At 52.8% G+C, this 17,151-nt stretch carries 16 protein-coding genes; 2 read left to right on the top strand and 14 right to left on the bottom strand.

Annotated elements, in window-relative coordinates; all coding sequences use genetic code 11:
- Positions 1-184 precede the first annotated feature (184 nt).
- Positions 185-748: a hypothetical protein gene (locus EGM51_17830; protein QBG49163.1), complete on the bottom strand. Its 564-nt coding sequence runs from the start codon at positions 746-748 to the stop codon at positions 185-187.
- Between the two features lie 307 nt (positions 749-1,055).
- Here EGM51_17830 and EGM51_17825 point away from each other — a divergent pair, with 307 nt between their 5' ends.
- Both EGM51_17825 and EGM51_17820 read left to right on the top strand, forming a co-directional pair.
- Positions 1,056-1,709 carry a response regulator transcription factor gene (locus EGM51_17825; GenBank protein ID QBG49162.1) on the top strand — a complete coding sequence of 218 codons (654 nt, stop codon included), beginning with the start codon at positions 1,056-1,058 and terminating at the stop codon, positions 1,707-1,709.
- On the top strand, positions 1,710-3,155 hold the full coding sequence (locus EGM51_17820) for a HAMP domain-containing histidine kinase (protein ID QBG49161.1): 1,446 nt from the start codon (positions 1,710-1,712) through the stop codon (positions 3,153-3,155).
- A gap of 328 nt (positions 3,156-3,483) precedes the next feature.
- Here the strand turns inward: EGM51_17820 and EGM51_17815 are convergent, their stop codons facing one another.
- The 13 genes from EGM51_17815 to EGM51_17755 all read right to left on the bottom strand — a co-directional run bounded on the left by EGM51_17815 (position 3,484) and on the right by EGM51_17755 (position 17,105).
- Positions 3,484-4,323: a hypothetical protein gene (locus EGM51_17815; GenBank protein ID QBG49160.1), complete on the bottom strand. Its 840-nt coding sequence runs from the start codon at positions 4,321-4,323 to the stop codon at positions 3,484-3,486.
- Positions 4,257-4,676 (bottom strand): hypothetical protein, encoded by a 420-nt coding sequence (locus tag EGM51_17810; protein QBG49159.1) that lies wholly within the window; start codon positions 4,674-4,676, stop codon positions 4,257-4,259. Before EGM51_17810 ends, EGM51_17815 begins: the two co-directional genes overlap by 67 nt.
- Entirely contained in the window at positions 4,673-5,875 is a 1,203-nt protein-coding gene (locus EGM51_17805; GenBank protein QBG49158.1) for a hypothetical protein, read from the bottom strand. Before EGM51_17805 ends, EGM51_17810 begins: the two co-directional genes overlap by 4 nt.
- Before the next feature lie 25 nt (positions 5,876-5,900).
- A complete protein-coding gene (locus EGM51_17800; protein QBG49157.1) occupies positions 5,901-7,313 on the bottom strand; it encodes a hypothetical protein in 1,413 nt (470 codons plus the stop codon).
- Positions 7,314-7,472: 159 nt separating this feature from the next.
- Positions 7,473-8,300: a sugar phosphate isomerase/epimerase gene (locus EGM51_17795; protein QBG49156.1), complete on the bottom strand. Its 828-nt coding sequence runs from the start codon at positions 8,298-8,300 to the stop codon at positions 7,473-7,475.
- Between the two features lie 17 nt (positions 8,301-8,317).
- Positions 8,318-9,667 carry a hypothetical protein gene (locus tag EGM51_17790; GenBank protein ID QBG49344.1) on the bottom strand — a complete coding sequence of 450 codons (1,350 nt, stop codon included), beginning with the start codon at positions 9,665-9,667 and terminating at the stop codon, positions 8,318-8,320.
- Between the two features lie 89 nt (positions 9,668-9,756).
- Positions 9,757-10,884 carry a hypothetical protein gene (locus EGM51_17785; protein QBG49155.1) on the bottom strand — a complete coding sequence of 376 codons (1,128 nt, stop codon included), beginning with the start codon at positions 10,882-10,884 and terminating at the stop codon, positions 9,757-9,759.
- A gap of 158 nt (positions 10,885-11,042) precedes the next feature.
- Positions 11,043-12,176 carry an AraC family transcriptional regulator gene (locus EGM51_17780; protein QBG49154.1) on the bottom strand — a complete coding sequence of 378 codons (1,134 nt, stop codon included), beginning with the start codon at positions 12,174-12,176 and terminating at the stop codon, positions 11,043-11,045.
- 244 nt (positions 12,177-12,420) lie between these two features.
- Positions 12,421-12,813, bottom strand: coding sequence for a VOC family protein (locus tag EGM51_17775; protein QBG49153.1), 393 nt, complete (start codon positions 12,811-12,813; stop codon positions 12,421-12,423).
- On the bottom strand, positions 12,803-13,876 hold the full coding sequence (locus EGM51_17770; protein ID QBG49152.1) for a hypothetical protein: 1,074 nt from the start codon (positions 13,874-13,876) through the stop codon (positions 12,803-12,805). The genes EGM51_17775 and EGM51_17770 overlap by 11 nt, the downstream gene beginning before the upstream one ends.
- Position 13,877: 1 nt before the next feature.
- Positions 13,878-15,842, bottom strand: coding sequence for a hypothetical protein (locus EGM51_17765; GenBank protein ID QBG49151.1), 1,965 nt, complete (start codon positions 15,840-15,842; stop codon positions 13,878-13,880).
- Positions 15,802-16,521 (bottom strand): hypothetical protein, encoded by a 720-nt coding sequence (locus tag EGM51_17760; protein QBG49150.1) that lies wholly within the window; start codon positions 16,519-16,521, stop codon positions 15,802-15,804. The genes EGM51_17765 and EGM51_17760 overlap by 41 nt, the downstream gene beginning before the upstream one ends.
- A complete protein-coding gene (locus EGM51_17755) occupies positions 16,518-17,105 on the bottom strand; it encodes a hypothetical protein (protein ID QBG49149.1) in 588 nt (195 codons plus the stop codon). The genes EGM51_17760 and EGM51_17755 overlap by 4 nt, the downstream gene beginning before the upstream one ends.
- Between the last annotated feature and the right edge of the window lie 46 nt (positions 17,106-17,151).

Raw genomic sequence — 17,151 nt, 5'->3', positions numbered from 1 at the left:
GAGAGTAGCGGAAGAACCCTTAAGGAAAGGTTAAGTCCGTTTTTTCTTTCCCCCCCCAAAAAAAATCCGGCCACTGGAAAATTCCAATGACCGGATCCATTGTCGGGAGGAAGGAAACAGCCGACTGCCCGGGGTATCCTGGGATTGGGAGGAGGCGGATATTCCCGGACAGCCGGACAGATTATTACCGGCGATCGCCGCGCTGTCCCTGCGGGGGCCCTGATGGAGCTTCGGACGAACTGATGAAACCATCGCCATCCTTGTCCAGCTGCGTAAAATGATCGGACGGACCGTCGAATTCAGTGCTCGAGACCTTGCCGTCGCCGTCTTTATCGAGCCGCGTCACAAAATCCGCACCGGAACTGCTGCTGCGTGGTCCGCTCTGATTCCCCTGCTGCATACCTTGACCGCCATTCTGACGCTGCTGCTGATTCGGAGATCCGGACGGCAGTTCGTCTGTGGTCAGGTATCCGTCCCCGTTGGCATCGAACTGCGTGAAATGCGCGGCAGGGCCATCGAATTCCGTCTTCGATATCTTTCCGTCGTTATCTTTATCCAGCCGGGCAATCAGCTGCTCAGCGGTCGGAGGTTCGCGGCGTTCCTGCCCGCCCTGCTGTTGCGCCAGAGCGGCTCCGGCGGCGAATACGGCGGCGAATACGGCGGCGATGATGAGTTGTGTTTTCATAGTTTCTCCATTCTTGTTGGTGAAATGTTCTCTACGGCCTTTGCGATCGTTGAATGTGAACATAGCACCCGCTGCCTTAAGAATACGTGAAGCGCATCTCCTGCAGGCCGGCGAATCGAAAAAGCCCCCCTTTTACCAAACGTTAAAACTATCCGGTATAAATTTGATCCCTCGCAAAGGCGCTGAGGACGCAGAGAAATTCAGTCATAAATGGCTCCGCGCACGCTGCGTCGCTGCGCGGAATAACGCTGTCGTTAAGACCGGAATGTTTTAGTAAATGGTATAAAACGTGCCATTCCCGAAACTTAATCTGATCTTAAGGTTCGCCAGCCTATAAAGCCCACATTACAGTGTGTGTTAGGAGACAGCTATGAAGTTGCTGATTGTGGAAGATGAAACGGATCTCAGAGAAGCGCTGGCAATGTCGCTGAAAGACGAAGGCTATGCCGTCGACCAGGCGGAAGATGGCGAAGAGGGATTTTATATGGCGGTGGAGTGGAACTATGACGCCATCATTCTCGACATCATGATGCCCCGCATGGACGGCTGGGAAGTGATGGAAAAACTGCGCAAAGTTAAAGATACACCGGTCCTTATTCTGACCGCACGCGGTGCTGTGGATGACCGGATCAGAGGATTGGATCTGGGCTCCGACGATTTTATGGTCAAACCGTTCGATATGGATGAACTCGCCGCCCGGCTTCGGGCGCTGATCCGCCGCGCCGCCGGAAAAGCCACGACCACCCTCACGTTTCAAGGGCTGAAAATCGATACTGCCAAAAAAACCGTTTCAGTCGAAGGCACTCCCGTCAAACTTACCGCATTGGAATACGCCCTGATTCAATATCTCATGATGCATCGCGACGCCGTCGTCAGCCGCACAGAACTGTATGAACATCTCTTCAATGAAGATGATGACTCCCTCTCGAATGTGCTGGATGTTCATATCTGTAACGCACGCCGCAAACTGGGCGGTGAATATATCAAAACCCGCCGCGGCATCGGCTATACCATAGGAGCCTGAATGAAAGCCCACCGTTCCATCCGCTGGATGCTGATCATGTGGAATATGCTGCTGCTCGCCGCAGTGCTGATCACGTTATTGTCTCTGCACTATCATCTGCAGCGCAAATCGGCAATCGGCCGGATCGACACGGAACTGCAGGAATCCCTGATTGAAATCCTTCCTGCCGTCGCCCCGCCAGACAAGCGGAGACCAGATTTTCAAAGCCCTATCGACCGCCCGCCGCCGGATCGTGAAACACAGTTTGACCGGCCGACAAGAGAAGCGGTCTCCCCGGAGGATAAAGCTGCGCCCGATCCGGATCAGCTGCAGGATAAAAACCTTTATCTGGCTGTATGGGATCCTGAAGGCCATCCAACCCACCAGATCGGCAGTATTCCGAATGTTCAATACGCTTTCTATGCTCAGCAGAACAGCGACCGGATCTACATCACCCATCAGAACGCACGCGAACTGATTACCCGCCATCCCTCCGGTGCCCTCGTAGTGATCGGCCGACCTCTGGCAGAAGTCCGACATCAGCTCCGGTATCTGCGCGGATACCTGATCCTCATCGGCTGCAGCATTTTTCTGCTCGGATACAGCGGTGGCCGTTACATCATCAGCCGGGCATTGAAACCGATCCTGGAAATCAGCCGGACCGCAGAAGAAATTTCAGCAGGAGCGCACAGCCGTCGAATTAAACTGGCCGATGCGCCGGAAGAACTGGAGAGTCTGGCCGGCACCCTGAACCGCTCCTTCGATCATCTCGACGACGCCATTGAAAACCAGAAACGGTTTTCCGCCGATGCCTCGCACGAACTGCGCACCCCGATTGCGGTCGTACTCGCCCAAACCCAGGCCGGGCTGAAAAAAGTGCGCACTCCTGATGAATATCAATCGATTCTGAAAGCCTGCCAGCGGGCCGGGATACGGATGAAATCCATGGCCGACAGCCTGCTTGATCTGACCCGCATTGATGGAAAAGAAGCCCCCCTGAATAAAACCGTGCAGCCCCTCAATCCCGTTATTGCCCAGGCCGTTGAAGATGCCGCTCGGCTCTCCGATCTTCACCCCATCGACCTGCAGACCCCGGAAAGCGCGCTGAACGCCGATGTGGATGAAACCCGTATCCAGCAGATACTCATGAATCTGATACGCAATGCCATTCAGCACAATCCCACAGGCTGTCCCATACACGTGATGTTAACGCAAAGTGGCGACCACGCCGTCATAACGGTTTCTGACGAGGGAGACGGTATACCGCCTGATTCTCTCCCCCATGTTTTTGAACGCTTTTACCGCGCCGATAAATCGCGGTCCCGCGAACAGGGCGGCGCCGGCCTCGGCCTGTCGATTGTTAAAAGCCTTGTGGAAGCCCACCGCGGAACCATTCAGGGACATAACAGCAACGGGGCCGTCTTTACCATTCTTCTGCCCCTTGCGGAAGAACGCGCAAACTGTTGAAATGCGGAGATATATTCTCTGCCACAATTCATCGATGCAGAAATCCACTCCCCCGCACGCGCCCTCCGGTTCATACGAATCCGGATCTGTGCACCGTCCCAGGCTACAACACAGTCAAACCGCAATCCCCTCAGCGGACTGCGCCGGGTGGATTTCCTCCCGACATATTGCAAAATACTTTCGGGCACGACGTTTTCTCCGGCGAAATTTCCGATGAGTGCATGATCTTCCCGCACAGGACACTCGCTGATTTTTATGGTGGAAGCGGTTTCTTTTTCATGGACTTTTTTCCGCCACGGCGGAATGCCGGTCAACATTCATCCGTAACTTAAAGCGACTGCAGCGCGGGACCGATTCGGTATGCCTGACCGGCTTCTAATTTTAGATCCCGGGAAATGTCGCCATAGCGCACCGTGCATTTTCCATCAAAACCCGCATACAAAACGGCCGATTCCAGTTTTCCGCCGGACCAGGAGATATCAATTTTATGCCCGCCCCGAACAAGGATCCCCTGCACGGAACCATCCGGATAATCAGCGGGCCACCCCGGCATGAAGTCAACATATCCAGGACGCGAAAAGACCAGCATCTCCATCAATAAGCGCGGGAGACTCAATGCGGCATCGAGATTGTAGACCTTATGATTCGGGTCATGAGAGGTAACAAATCCGTTGGAAAGATAATTCCTTGTTGCAAACCGATGCAGATTTACACGTACTTTTTCCACATCATGCAGGCGGGAGGCCATCAGTGCAGCATGCATTAACCCATGTGCTGAAGAGGTGTCATACTTAAACCGTTTATCCAAGGCAACACGGACCGCCTGATCCAGCTCGGGATTCACATTCGGCCCCACCAGCTCCATTCCCGGATATACAGGATAGAGATGAGAGTTATGACGGTGCGCATAATTGTCCTGGTATTGCTCGGGAATCCACTCGGCCAAAGCCCCGTCCTTATTGATCCGATATGCCGGAAGGTGATCATGAATCTCTTTCCACTTCGCCATCTCTTCAGCGGGCAGATCAAACTGCTCGCCCAGCTCCAGTAAAATGGCAAACGTTTCACGGGCCACAGCCACGCTGAACGTGCTGTTTTCCGTTAATCGAGCACCGCGTTTTCCGCCGGGATTATTTTCCGGTGATTGACTGGGAATGATATCGTACACCCCATCTTCCCCTTCAGCAGATAGTCTTCGTAAAAGAGGCCGAGTTCCTGATAGAGCGGCAGCACCTTCTCTTTCATGAAGGTCGCATCCCCGCTCAGCAACGCATAATCGTAGAGCGGCCGGATATTCCAGCCCGTTCCGCCAACCCAGTAGAGCGCCGGATGGCTAACCGTAAAATGCGTCTCATATCCGGTTTCGGGATCCGTATTCAACGAAGCCAGAATCCCACGGCATCCGGTATGATACTTTGCATTAATGCGCCACCCCGGCAGCTGCCGTACTATAAACTGATAATAGGCCTCCGCAATCTCCGGAAAATTTCCCATTCCAAACGAAGAGATCGCAAGATTCACATTGGAATTGGTCGTAAAACTTCCGCCCCATCGTGGCCGCCAGCCGCCCCCCAGATCCCCTGTAAAGGAGCCGGATATTTTCCGCTGGTCGATATAAGGAGATAACGGCCCATTGCATGGACCATCTCCAGAAAATGAGCATTCACCCCGTTTTGATGCGTGTCTGCCAGCACCTTTTCAATAGAGTCCGTCTGCCATCTTGTTCCGCACCCCAGATCCAGCGTAACCCGCCCGAACATTTCCCTATGCAGATTCGCATGAGGCGCGAAGAGACCGGCATAATCCTTCGGCAGGGCACGCAGCTCCGCCTGCATCCTTTTCCGCTGAGACACACGTCCATCATCCGATGGATCAATCTGAATCACGATCAGCACACGATCTGCGCCCTGTATACGCAGCCCATTGCCCTCGTCCACCATTCTACCCCCATCAAGGGTCACTCGGGCAACACCATCGTAACCCCCGCTGTCGAGTGCATAATTCGCATGGTAAAACAGCCACCCGGGCGCACTTTCCGCTGAAATCGAACTGAAGGCCCCGTTCATCTCTACGTTTCGGTAAACCGGAGCATCTTTCCGAATACGCCCGGGCCGCTCGATCAGGCGCATCGAAAGATCCAGTTTATGACTGCCCGGCGCCCGCAGCTCCACCACATTTACATTGTGAGCTCTCGAAGAAAAAACGCGTTGTTCCACCTGATGACCGGCATCGCCCCAGCGGGAAAACGCCTCGCCGGTCTCCAGATTCAATTCCCGGCGATAGTTTTGCGTCTCTCCCTCCTGCTTAAACTCCAGTTCTAAATCAAAAGCCGGGTGCGGAACCACCGGCCAGCCATTATTGGTGACCCCTTTCGGAGCCAACTCTTTTCCTGCAGCCTTAACCGCAAGTGTTGCCGCATCGGCAGGTTTCCCCTCCCGAATTAAAGCACGTATTTCCGGCAGTAAATAGGCGATATCTGCAACTGCGACAATGTCCCGATCCCAGGCCGAAATAAACAGTTCTTCGTGTACGCACGTAATAATCTCCTTCCCGGGTCGGCCCATGACCATGGTACCGTGACGGCCGTTACCCGTAACAAATGCGTCTTCCCACTTATTTGCAGGCGTGTCCGCATGCATGGTCCAGCGAGACGATACAGCTTTATCTGCAAAGGCCTGATGCGCCACCAGACACAAAATAAAAGCTCGAAATAATTTCATATAATTCTCCTGAATATACGTGCGTTTACTGTTTCTTATCCTTAGCCCGCTGCTCAAGAAATAAACCGTGCAGCCGCTCAAGTACTTCCGGGTGCATTTTTGCAATATCGTTTTTTTCTTTCGGATCTTGTTTCAGGTTAAACAATTGCCAGTCCGTTGGCTGTTTCGGCTCGTCTTTGCTATAGCGGACAATCTTCCAATCGCCGAAGCGCAGCGCCCATTTGTTCGTGGCCGGATTCCAGATCCAGTAAAGGTCGCGCTTTTTCAGGGAGTCATCACCGAAGAGTACGGGACCTAAATCCGTGCCATCCAGGTTTTCAGGAACGTCCACCCCGATCAGATTTCCAAGAGTAGGAAACCAATCGATGATATGCACTTGATCGGTAACGGTTTTCGGTTCAATCCGTCCGGGCCAGTTGGCCAGTCCCGGCACATGAATACCGCCTTCGTAAACATCGCATTTTTTCCCGCGCATCGGAACCGGCTGATTATAATGAGTCAACTTCAGATCGTCCGGATACGCATGCCCATCCCATGAACCCTGCGGCCCGTTATCAGACGAAAACAAAATCAGAGTATTTTCACGCAGGCCGTTTTCTTCGAGCGCATTCACCACCCGGCCGATGGCATCATCCACATGATAGACCGCCGCCAGCAGCAACCGTTTTTCCGGATCGGGTTCCGATTGAATTTTTCCTTTCGGATCGTTGAACCATTTAATTTCATCTTCATTCAGCCATCGCTTTGGATTCTCCGGATCGAGCTGCGTCGGACGATCAACAAACGGTCCGCGTTCATCCAACGGAGTATGCGGTGCGTGGAACGTGAGCATCATGAAAAACGGCTGTTCATGCTTCTGATGGATAATGCGAACCGCATCGGCGGCAATCAGATCAGTGGCATGCGTTCCGTTTTCAGCCCCTTCAATGAATTCTTCATTCCGGTGCCACGCTTTATAAAATGCGCCTTTCCGGTAGTGATGGTCATACATTCCCACCGCTCCGGGAATAGAACCATAACTATAATCAAAGCCGTGCTGATTCGGACCATCGCCCGGCTTTGCCCCCATATGCCACTTTCCCATCAGATAGGTTTTATATCCGGCTGACTTCATCATCGTAGCCAGCGTGGGTGTCCCGACCGGGAAACACTGATCGTTCGTCGCTTTCAGCGGCGCCCGACCAAACCGGCCGGGATAACGTCCGGTAAAACAGGCCACGCGCGTCGGCGTACACTGCGGCATCACATAATGATTTTCAAACCGCGCGCCGGTTTCAGCCAGCTTATCGAGATTGGGCGTGTAAACATGTTCCGGATTATTATATCCAATATCCGCCCACCCCTGATCGTCCGTCAAAATTACGACAACGTTTGGTTTTTCGGCGGCCTGTACTAAACCGGCGGCGACGAGTGCTAAAACGATGATTCCTGTTTTCATATCCCATTATCCTCAAACGACAGATTTCGTTTATTTTTCTGACTTACATTTAAAGGCGACCGCAGATACCACCCTAAGAGCTCTCTTATTTTCCATCAGGCTTCTTCAGAACTTCGGCGACTGCCATCGCCCCGCCCGCAGACTTCGGTGCCTTCTTCATCATGGCTCTTTAACCTCGCACGCCTCGGCGTATTTATTCCATGCATCCATCGACTGACGCAGATGCTTTTCCGCGGGACCAGGCACTTTGTAGCATTGCAGGCAAAACGAACCGTCATATCCGACTTCGTCAAGCACCCGGAAAACCCGGTGCATATCAAACGTTCCAGCCCCCAGCGGCAGAATGAGCTCGCCCCAATCGTTCTTTGGAACCGGAATCCGGTTTGCTCCGCTGAGCAGCACCACATTCAGGTTCGGCCCGATAAACCGGATCGTTTCCTCCAGCTTTTCGGGATCGTTCTGCGCAAGAAAATGGCAGAGGTTGAAACTGATTCCGAGATCCGGACGATCAGCCAGCTTCCGTAAATGTTCCGTTCGAATAATGGTATCCGTACGATAACCGATATGTGGATAAAGCACGGTATCAAGGCCGTTCATCTTTGCGAGGTCATAGACCTTTCGAATCACCGACACCGCCTGTTCATCCGAAACATTCCGGCCGGTCAGTGCCAACCAGATGATCGTATTCCGGCCCTTCAACGACTCGATATGCCGGACAACAGAAGCGGGAATATCCCTGACATCAGCTTTAAGCGTCACAAAACTATAGACGATCTCCAACCCCGATCGATCAAAAGCCTCCAGCAACTCCGGAGTACAATTGGACGGCCGCGAACAGATCCCGCGATAACCCAGTCTGTTGAGCAGCTCCGCCTGGGCATCCACCGACTTCACATCGGTCAAACCATTGTCAAATACCGCCAACCCCTTTCCCGCATGGGTGGTTATACAAAAAAGTGCCAATATCCCGATGAACATCCGTTTCATTTTCTCTTCCACTTAGCTTACCGTTCAATCGACAGTTTTTCTTCATAGCCGACCGTATCGAGGTCATAGTCGGTATAGCTCTGATAGTCGCCCCGGTTCCAAAGCACGACCCGGCGGGTTCCGTCGTTCAGAATAATCGGCCGAATATTCCGGACCGGCGAATTTTTCGTGACCGCTTCCCACTCAATCGTCTGCGTGTTATCAGCCAACGCCACTCCGGCACGATAAATCTCGTGCTTACCACCGCGATCGACTCCGCTATTCGGATCCACATCCGTTGAGATCACTACATACGAAGGATCTTTCGGATCGAGTGTAATCAACCCGGTATAGCTGGTCTGGCTCCTGTAGAGACATTTCCCGCCAAAGGCCACTTCCCGGTCATGCCATTGGGTGCCGTCCCACGATGCAATCCGATAGCGCAGATCGCTTGCCGAAAGATGTACTGTATATCCGATATGCGGATACCCTTCTGCATCAAAAACCATCGAGCTGGTCCAGGCGGCATTCGTAGACTGTTTCACTTTTACATTACTCCCGTGATAAATCAGCTCGGCCTCGCTCGGGCGTAACGGGCCGTCGGTTTTTAATGATTTAATCAACGTGCCATCTGCGCGATAAAATGACCCGCCACGAAATTCGGCATAATAGAGATTGTTGCCAAAGACGTGCGGATGGCCATCGGTAAAACTGACGTATACCGTATCCTTTCCGTTACCGGCATAACGGGCATACGGCCGGTTACGCCCATCAACTTCACTCTGGATAAAATGTGTGTCCTCACTCCAGCTCAGCCCCTGATCGGTTGATGTGCAAAACGTCGGATTATATTCCATACCCCGATAAAAGTTATACAGCTTTCCCTCGGCACTCATGTTGTAAAGGTTCATGTAGGTAACCTTATCTTTTTTGTCCGTCAGGAAATCTGCATGCTGAATCCGTTGCTCCGGCCCCCACTGCGTAAAATCGGGCGATGTTGAAATCCGGAAATAGTGAAACTTTTCCCAGCCATGCCGCGCATACACCGCCAGCAGCGATCCGTCCGGACGGGCATAAAACGCCGGTGAATTATGGTCATCCCGATTGAACCGGTCTTTGGCAACAAATGAACCGAGCACTTTTTTACTTTTCAGGTCATACGACCCGATTAAAGCTGCACCGGAACCGTTCCCCGATACCCCGCCAATCACCAGATAATCGCCCTGTAAAACAGCACGCGGATCCTGAAACCAGCACCATCCACCGTTTTCCATGAAAACAGTGAATGCATGCCGGTCTGCTGTACGGTCATAATTTGCAATGGGGTCCGCTTTTTTTCCCGCCAGAGTGCTTACAGCGGAAACCGAACCGATCACGAGTATAGACATCATCATCTTTTTAAACATTATTTTTCTCCAGTTGAAACCATCGGACATGGTCAGCTTCGGCAGGCGATCTGTAGACCTTCAGCATCACCTTAGCGCTCCATTTTATACACTTCACCTGCTGCCAGCAGGAATGCGCCGGTGCCATACGGAATTGAATAGTCCGGATCAAATCCTCTCGGGCTGTCTCCTACCGGCTGAACCCCGATAAATTCCCCTTCCGGACTGACGTGAGAAAGCAGTGCCGGCCAGGCTTTTTCAATCACCGGCATATACTCGGCCTTTGAAATCAACCCTTCATTCACCGCATAGGCAAATCCATACAGAATAAAACCGCTGCCGCTGGTGTCCGGCTGATCCGGCGACATCGGATCAAGTAAACTTCCATGCCACAAGCCGTCGTTGCACTGGATTTCTTTCAACTTACCCAGCATGGCCTTCAGCTGTGCTTCATACTTCGGCCGCATGGGATCGTTCGCTTCCAGATACTGGAGAACACGGACGAGTCCGCCAATCACCCAGCCATTACCACGGCACCAGAATACCGGCTGTCCGTTTGGTGCTTTTTTGGTGAAAAAACTTTGATCGCGGAAATAGAGCTGATGCTCCGGGCTGTAATAAAAATCCGACGCAATCCACCACCATTTGTGCAGAAATTCGAGATATTTATCGTCGCCGGTCACCTTCGCCAACCGTGCGAAGGCCGGTGGCGACATATAAAGCGCATCACACCACGACCATTTATATTCATTCTTTTTAACGAACCGCATGTCGTCGTCTGCACCGGCGTTTTTTTCAATATAAAAATCCAGCGATTTCACCGTTTCGGCAATTTTAACCGGGTCCGGATCCTGTTCATAGAGCTCAATCCAGGACTGAAGCGTGGCGTGATGATTGGCTACCCAGCCCCACTGAAGAGCACCCCAGCCGGCGCGTTTCCCGATCGATTCCGCAAGCCGCGTAAAAACCCGGTCGTCCGTCGCCCGCCCTGCAGCAACCAGACCATTTACATACGGACCGTAAATCCAATGGAGGTAGCGCTGATCCCCTTTTTTCGCCAGATTTCTTCCGTCAAATTCATGGGTGTATTGCCAGTCAGCCACCTTTTCCATAGTGATTTTAATGACCGGTTTACTGAAAGAATCCACCTCTTTCGCCTCTGCGAAAACAACATGGCCTACGACCAACAGTCCTGCAATTAAACATACACTTTTCTGCATCGATCCATTCCTTTTCTACCCCGTTCAAAATTCCCCGCAACCAGATTGCGGGCGGAAAGAAGAAGAAATAACCCGAGTACCGATTTTACGCCTTCAGTTTTGTGCCGAACGGACCTCTAAAAAAGTGCTCTGTTCAAAAAACCTAATGTTTTCGGCTTTTAAAGCTCAGATCCGGCAGATCTTTTTTTGAGCGTTTTCTGGAATTCAAGCGGACTGAGCCCGGTCTGCTTCTTGAAAACGGTGCTGAAATAGTTGGAATTATTATAGCCCACCGCAAAGGCGGTATCGGTCACCGAAGCGGTCGCCAACAGCTTTCCGGCCTGCCCGATCCGCAATGCGGTCAGATATTGGTTGATCGTTTTCCCGGTCCCTTTTTTGAACTCGCGCATAAGGTGCGAACGACTGATGCCCAGTGACTCTGCCATTTTATCCACGCTCACATCTTCGCTGAAGCGGTTTTTCAGATACGCCACAGCCTGTTCGACGAGCTTGGTGCTCTTCTGCTCCGGAATTTCAGCAATCAGCGTCGAAAGCTCCACCGCCTCCGCACGAACCATTTCACGGATTGCATCCGGATCCATACTCGTTTCAATCGCACTACTGCGTTCGGCATTCCGCTGAACCAAAACCTCCGCATCCCCGCCAGCTTCTATCGTGGCATCGGTCAACATACTGAGGATTTCGCGAATGCGCATTTTATAGACCCCCAGATTTCCCTGCGAAAGTTCCTCAAGATTTCCCAGCAAACGCTCAATTTCCGAATTCCGCTCTCCCCGCCCGGACTGAATCTGAAACTGCAGCTCTTCCTTCAGAAGCGTCATTCGGCCCTTCATATCTCGGATATCCCGGAAAACCGCCCAGCTCCAGCACAACCCGCTGAAAATCGACCCGACATAATAAATCCCGTAGCTTTTCGGGCGCACCGTTCCCACCACAAAAAAGATACCGAAAAGAAAAGCCCCCGCCAGGAAGGCCAGAAGATTAGGATTACGCTGATTTTTAAGCTCTCTGAGAAGAAGCGCCCCGCAAGGCAGAACCAGCATAATCACCGCACCGGCAATCTGAACTTTATGTGCAGCACGGACTGTAATCCGGAACGGAAGCCACGCCAGCATTTCTTTTGTAACCACCAACTCCTGCATCCCCGCATCGGCAAAAGCAATATAAGCCAGGGAAATCACAGCACCGACGGCATAGGGCCAGACATACAACGCCTTCGACCGGTTCATCCCCGACTGAACCGCCGCGGCAACCAGCAACGATGGAATTCCAACACCAAACAACAGCCCCATCCGGACAAACAGAACGGAATAAAATGAAAAAAAACCGAAAACCCCTGAAGAATCCGACCGATCAGAAACAGGATAAAGGTCACCAGAAAACAGACATATAATTTATAATCCGCTGCAATACGCCTCCGGACAATCGTGAAATAAATCAGTATAGCCGAAAAAATCTGTACCGACACCATTGGGGCCAGCAGATTCTCCAGTAACGCCTGCGGAGTTTCAAACATCGCTGTTTTTTTGGTTCTCTCTAAACCTGAATCATGGACACAGCCCGATGGCACAACTGAATCGCCAGTCCCCACGGATCGCGCAGCATGGCCAGCACATCACCCGCCGGGGTTTCGTCAGGGCCGGAAACCCGCGTGGCCCCCGCCGCTTCCAGCCGCTGAATGGTTTCAGGAATATCATCACAGACAAACGCCATGTGCAGAATCAACGGATCCATTGAGGCATAATCCGGAGTCTGAACCGCCGGATTACTGTAGATTTCAATCATAACATCACCGGAAGCATCGGCCAGAAAATACACCGGGAACGGTTTTTCCGACCCGCGTCTCACCGAAAATCCCAGCTGTTCGCTATACCAGTTTGCAACAGCAGTGGCATCTTCCACCTGATAGGCAAAATGTTCAATTTTCACTTTTCACTCCATTCGTTGGCACAAAATGATCCACCGGACGGATCACAATATAGTCATGACTCCGCTCTTCAATTCCCACAGCAACCAACAGAGCCTCCAGTTCGCCTTTTTCATTGATATATACCTGCGGGCGTTCAATCCGGCTGGCTTCGAGCTGCGTTCCATCCTCCAGTAGAATCGGTTCGGTCTGCGTCCAGACCGGAATATCAGAATAAAGTTCATAATGAATACCGTCTTTGGAGGTGTAATAAACAACCGGTTTCTGAATGCCGGTCACTTTGCCCTCCCAGTCGGTACAGATGACATTGTACTGATTGTTCGCCCACCAGATGGTCGGGTCCTCCAGTTCAAAATCATAAGGCAGCCGGTTACGGCCTTCACCGAAGGTTTTATACGGACCATTCACCTGATCGGCCACATGCGCTTTCATGCAGGCATCCCACTTTCCATCCTTCGTCGGTTTCGGTTTATGTTTCGAAACCATGTAGGCCGAACCGTCTTCACGAACGAGCAGAGCCGGATTGTTGGCCTTCAGCACCGGTTGCGGCAACGGCTCCCAGGGCCCTTCGATGGCATCGGCATAGGCGAACCCCGTGGACCATTTCGGAATGCCCAGATGATAGAGCAGAAAGCGATCACCTACTTTCGTAATTTTCGGGTTATGAATCCCGCGCGTTGCCCACGGATGATCCTTCGGGTGCAGTACCACTTCCTGAAACTCATACGGACCGAACAGGTTCTTCGACGTTGCCCGGATCACATGACTCCGCATCCACCCTGAATTGAAAGAATGATCATCCGCTTTCGGCCAGCGGGAACAGAACAGATGGTAGGTATCGCCGACCTTAATGACCGAGGGGTCCCACAGACACCAGCCCTCCATCCGGAACACCGCGGTTTCCGGAACCGGCAAAAGCGCCTCACGAAGCGGATTGGAATCCGGATAGGTGATCACCGCCTCAACCGGCATCTTTTTCTCAATCGGATATTCAGTCTCCGTTTTTCCCGGAACCCGGCCCGACCATAACAACACAACAGACAGCCCCATCCAAAACATACGCATATCACTGCACCTCCACCGGCATTCCCCGCTGTTTTCCCTGCGGCAGCTTCACTTCAATCGTCCTACCATTCATCTTAATCTCCAGAGACTGAAGCGAATGCGTCGGATCAGCAACCTTCATTCCGGCATCAGAGAACATCAGCAGACAGGGCCCGTTCACTTCTACGGTTCTGTTACCCAGCCGCACTTTTCCGGCTGCATAAAATACCGCACAGGCCGAACGGCCGCACATAACCGCCTGCACCTTTTCTGTATTTTCCACCACCGCAATCTCTTCAGCATGATCCACCGCCCCGGTTGGCAAAATCCTGTAAACATAAGCGGCCTGCTTCGGTGATGTTCCATGATTGATCCATACACTGAAAACATCCCCCGAAACCGGACGGTCCCCGCGCGTGGTAAAACTGGGCTCCCAGTTTCCATCCACCGTTCCATACGCAACCTCGGCATCTCCATCCAGCACCTCATAGACGGCAACGCCATGCCGTATCATACGGCCCTCCCGCACTACCGGAGCGTTCAGCCAAGACTGCTCAACCGCAGTATAAACATCTCCGTCGGTTTCTCCGGAAATTCCCGCCCCCAGACAAACCACCTGATCTCTGAAGAAAAAATATGACTTCCGGGCAACAAGATTTTTTCGTTTATACACCATTGCAGCCATACCGGTTTCACCGGTTCCAAGAACCCCCGAAAAATCAGAACCGCCATAGCTGCCAGAAGCTCCTTTAGGCATTAGATCATCCATACCCTGATCGCACGTAGTACCCGGCAAACGCTTCCAATCCCAAACCGGAGCGATGTCTTCATACTCACCGCCATCGCGATAAACCAGCAGCATACCGTCGCCCAGATGCAACCCCTGCATGTTTTCCGAGTTACAGGTTTCCGCTCCGATCACCCGCGTTGAACTCATTTTGACCGAAGCATACCAGTCCGGCCTGCGCTGCACGGCCATTTCGGAGCGCCAGAACGGATTAAATCCTGCCCGGTTCAAAACCGCTTTATATTTATCGGAACATTCAGGATCGATTGAAGGCATGACCTTCAGCTGGCGCAGCGTTTCGCGGCCTTTTGCCCCTTGCGCCCCCTGATCGATCTGCCGCCCGCAGCCGCTCAGGTCCATCCGTCCGTTCCAGATGATCCAGGAAACGCCATCCAATATATAGTTCCGCAGAATCTCCAGTTTATCCCCGCTTAAAGCATAATCCGTTCCCCGCAGAATGGAGGCCCATTTGATCATATCTCCGGCAAACGAAGCCCCGTAGTTCCCGAACTGCTGCTGGGGTCCATGCTGGTGAAAACTCCAGTCAGGCTGAATGCCCGCCTCCGTCGAAACGCGCAGTTCCGACCAGATTTCCGCCACCGCTTTTGCAATCCGATCCGGCTCATCATACAGCAGACCGATCATCACATTGTTGCCCGCGCACCATACCTTATTCTGCCCGGTCATCCCCATTTTACTCCGCAACAGAATCGGCCGCGCCCTTTTCAGCACATCATCCGGTAAGCCGTCCCCCAGCAGCATCAGAGTCGTCGCCATAGATTTCGGCACCCCGATTCGGCCCTGCCACCAGTTCGGATTGCGATAGTCCTGTTCCACCCAATTATTCAGTCCGGAAACAATCGCATCGCGAAGTTCCGATGAGCGGAAAAGCGCGGCACCGGGATCAGCATAAACCGCGGCCATATTCTCCAGCCGGGTCAGATGACGGCGTGTCGGCCAGTTTCCGCGCCGTTTACTGGTATAATCAACATCCGCCCATGTGCCGTCCGCGCGCAGGTCCTGCATATATTTTTTCGCGGCTGGCTCACTTGCCGAGGTCTGCACATAATATGCCGTAAACTGCCGACGAATCAGCGTTTCATCCGCCGTCACCACCGTTGCCATCGCCATCAGCATCCCGAAAACAGCACCATTCATCCTATTCCTCCAGCCGGTTTTTCCGGTCAAAGCAGACACCATGATCGCTCAACCATTGCAGCAGATGTGCATCCGCCATCATCCAGAACACCATCTGTTCTACACCTTTGTAGGTGTCGTATTCCCCCGGCGCATACAGACGCCCGTCGGCATGCCGCAACTGCATTTCCAGCATACGCTCCCCGCGCAGCCTCCGCCATTCCGAAGCCTTTTCCCCGAGACCTGCGTCGTAACCGAGCACATCAAACAACGCATCCATACCGTAAAAACAGGCATAGCGGTATTTCGACCAGTCCGTGCCCTTCGGATAATACTGCTCCGGACTTCCCGGAATAAACATCGTTCCGCCGGGCTCTTTGAACGGCGGCGACACAAATTCTTTTGTCGCCAGCGTGCGGTAAATCATTGGAAAGTTGAAATCAATCGACTCCGGGACCGGCTGTCCGGCGAGCGGAAAGACCATAAACCCCTGCATCTGTAAATGAGCAATGGAAGCCATATAATCATTGTGGATCAGATTATGATTTATGACGATACCGTCCTCGCGGATATTATATCCATCCAGCCATTCTGCCGGCGTTTTTCCATCGAGCGTGACATCCGTCCGCTTCATATCGGACGGACGGCAGTAGGAACCAACCAGCAGTGCACTGCATTTTCTTTTCCACTCCCCTGCATCCGGATGTTTCGGCATCATCGCCACAGCCACCTGCAGGATCATTGAATCCCACGAATTTTCCTCGGCCTTGGAATCCCCCCTTTTCCGTTCCAGTAACGCACCCTGAAGTTCCGGCCGGCTTCGTGCACAACCAGCCGGGCCACCTGCTCCCGGGTTTCCATATCCAGCTCATCCCACAGCATCCAGGCCGCACGCCCCAGTTGCGCAGCCCAAAGCGATGACTGCCAGTGATCGCCCCACTTTCCGCCGTTGGCCTTATGGATCGATGCCGCACCGCGGATCAGTTTCAGCGTAATTTCCAGCGCTTCCTCTCCGCTGACAGTACCGGTACAAAGCGCCACAGCCAGTCCATAGGCCGCACTCGTGGCCGGGCGGATGGTGTGCTCCTTGTTTTCATTCTTAATCAGATAACGTCCGGCCTGCGTTTCATACGTCACCTCCGCCCAATGCTGCGAATGGCGGGCAGCATTTGCAACCAGCCTCGAACTCAGTTCGAATTCGGGGCTCGGCTGGGCTGTCCCCGGAAACCGGTTCCAGTCAACCGGCACCACCATTTCCGTTAAACCGGCCAAAACCGTCGACACAAGGACTGTTCCGGCCAATAGGAATGCAACTCGTTTGGTCATCAATACCTCCAGTCCGTCATAATTACTCCACCCAGAGTCCCGTACG

This window comes from Verrucomicrobia bacterium S94 (genome assembly GCA_004299845.1).
Classification (GTDB): domain Bacteria; phylum Verrucomicrobiota; class Kiritimatiellia; order Kiritimatiellales; family Pontiellaceae; genus Pontiella.
This window is presented reverse-complemented; position numbering and strand designations above follow the sequence as displayed.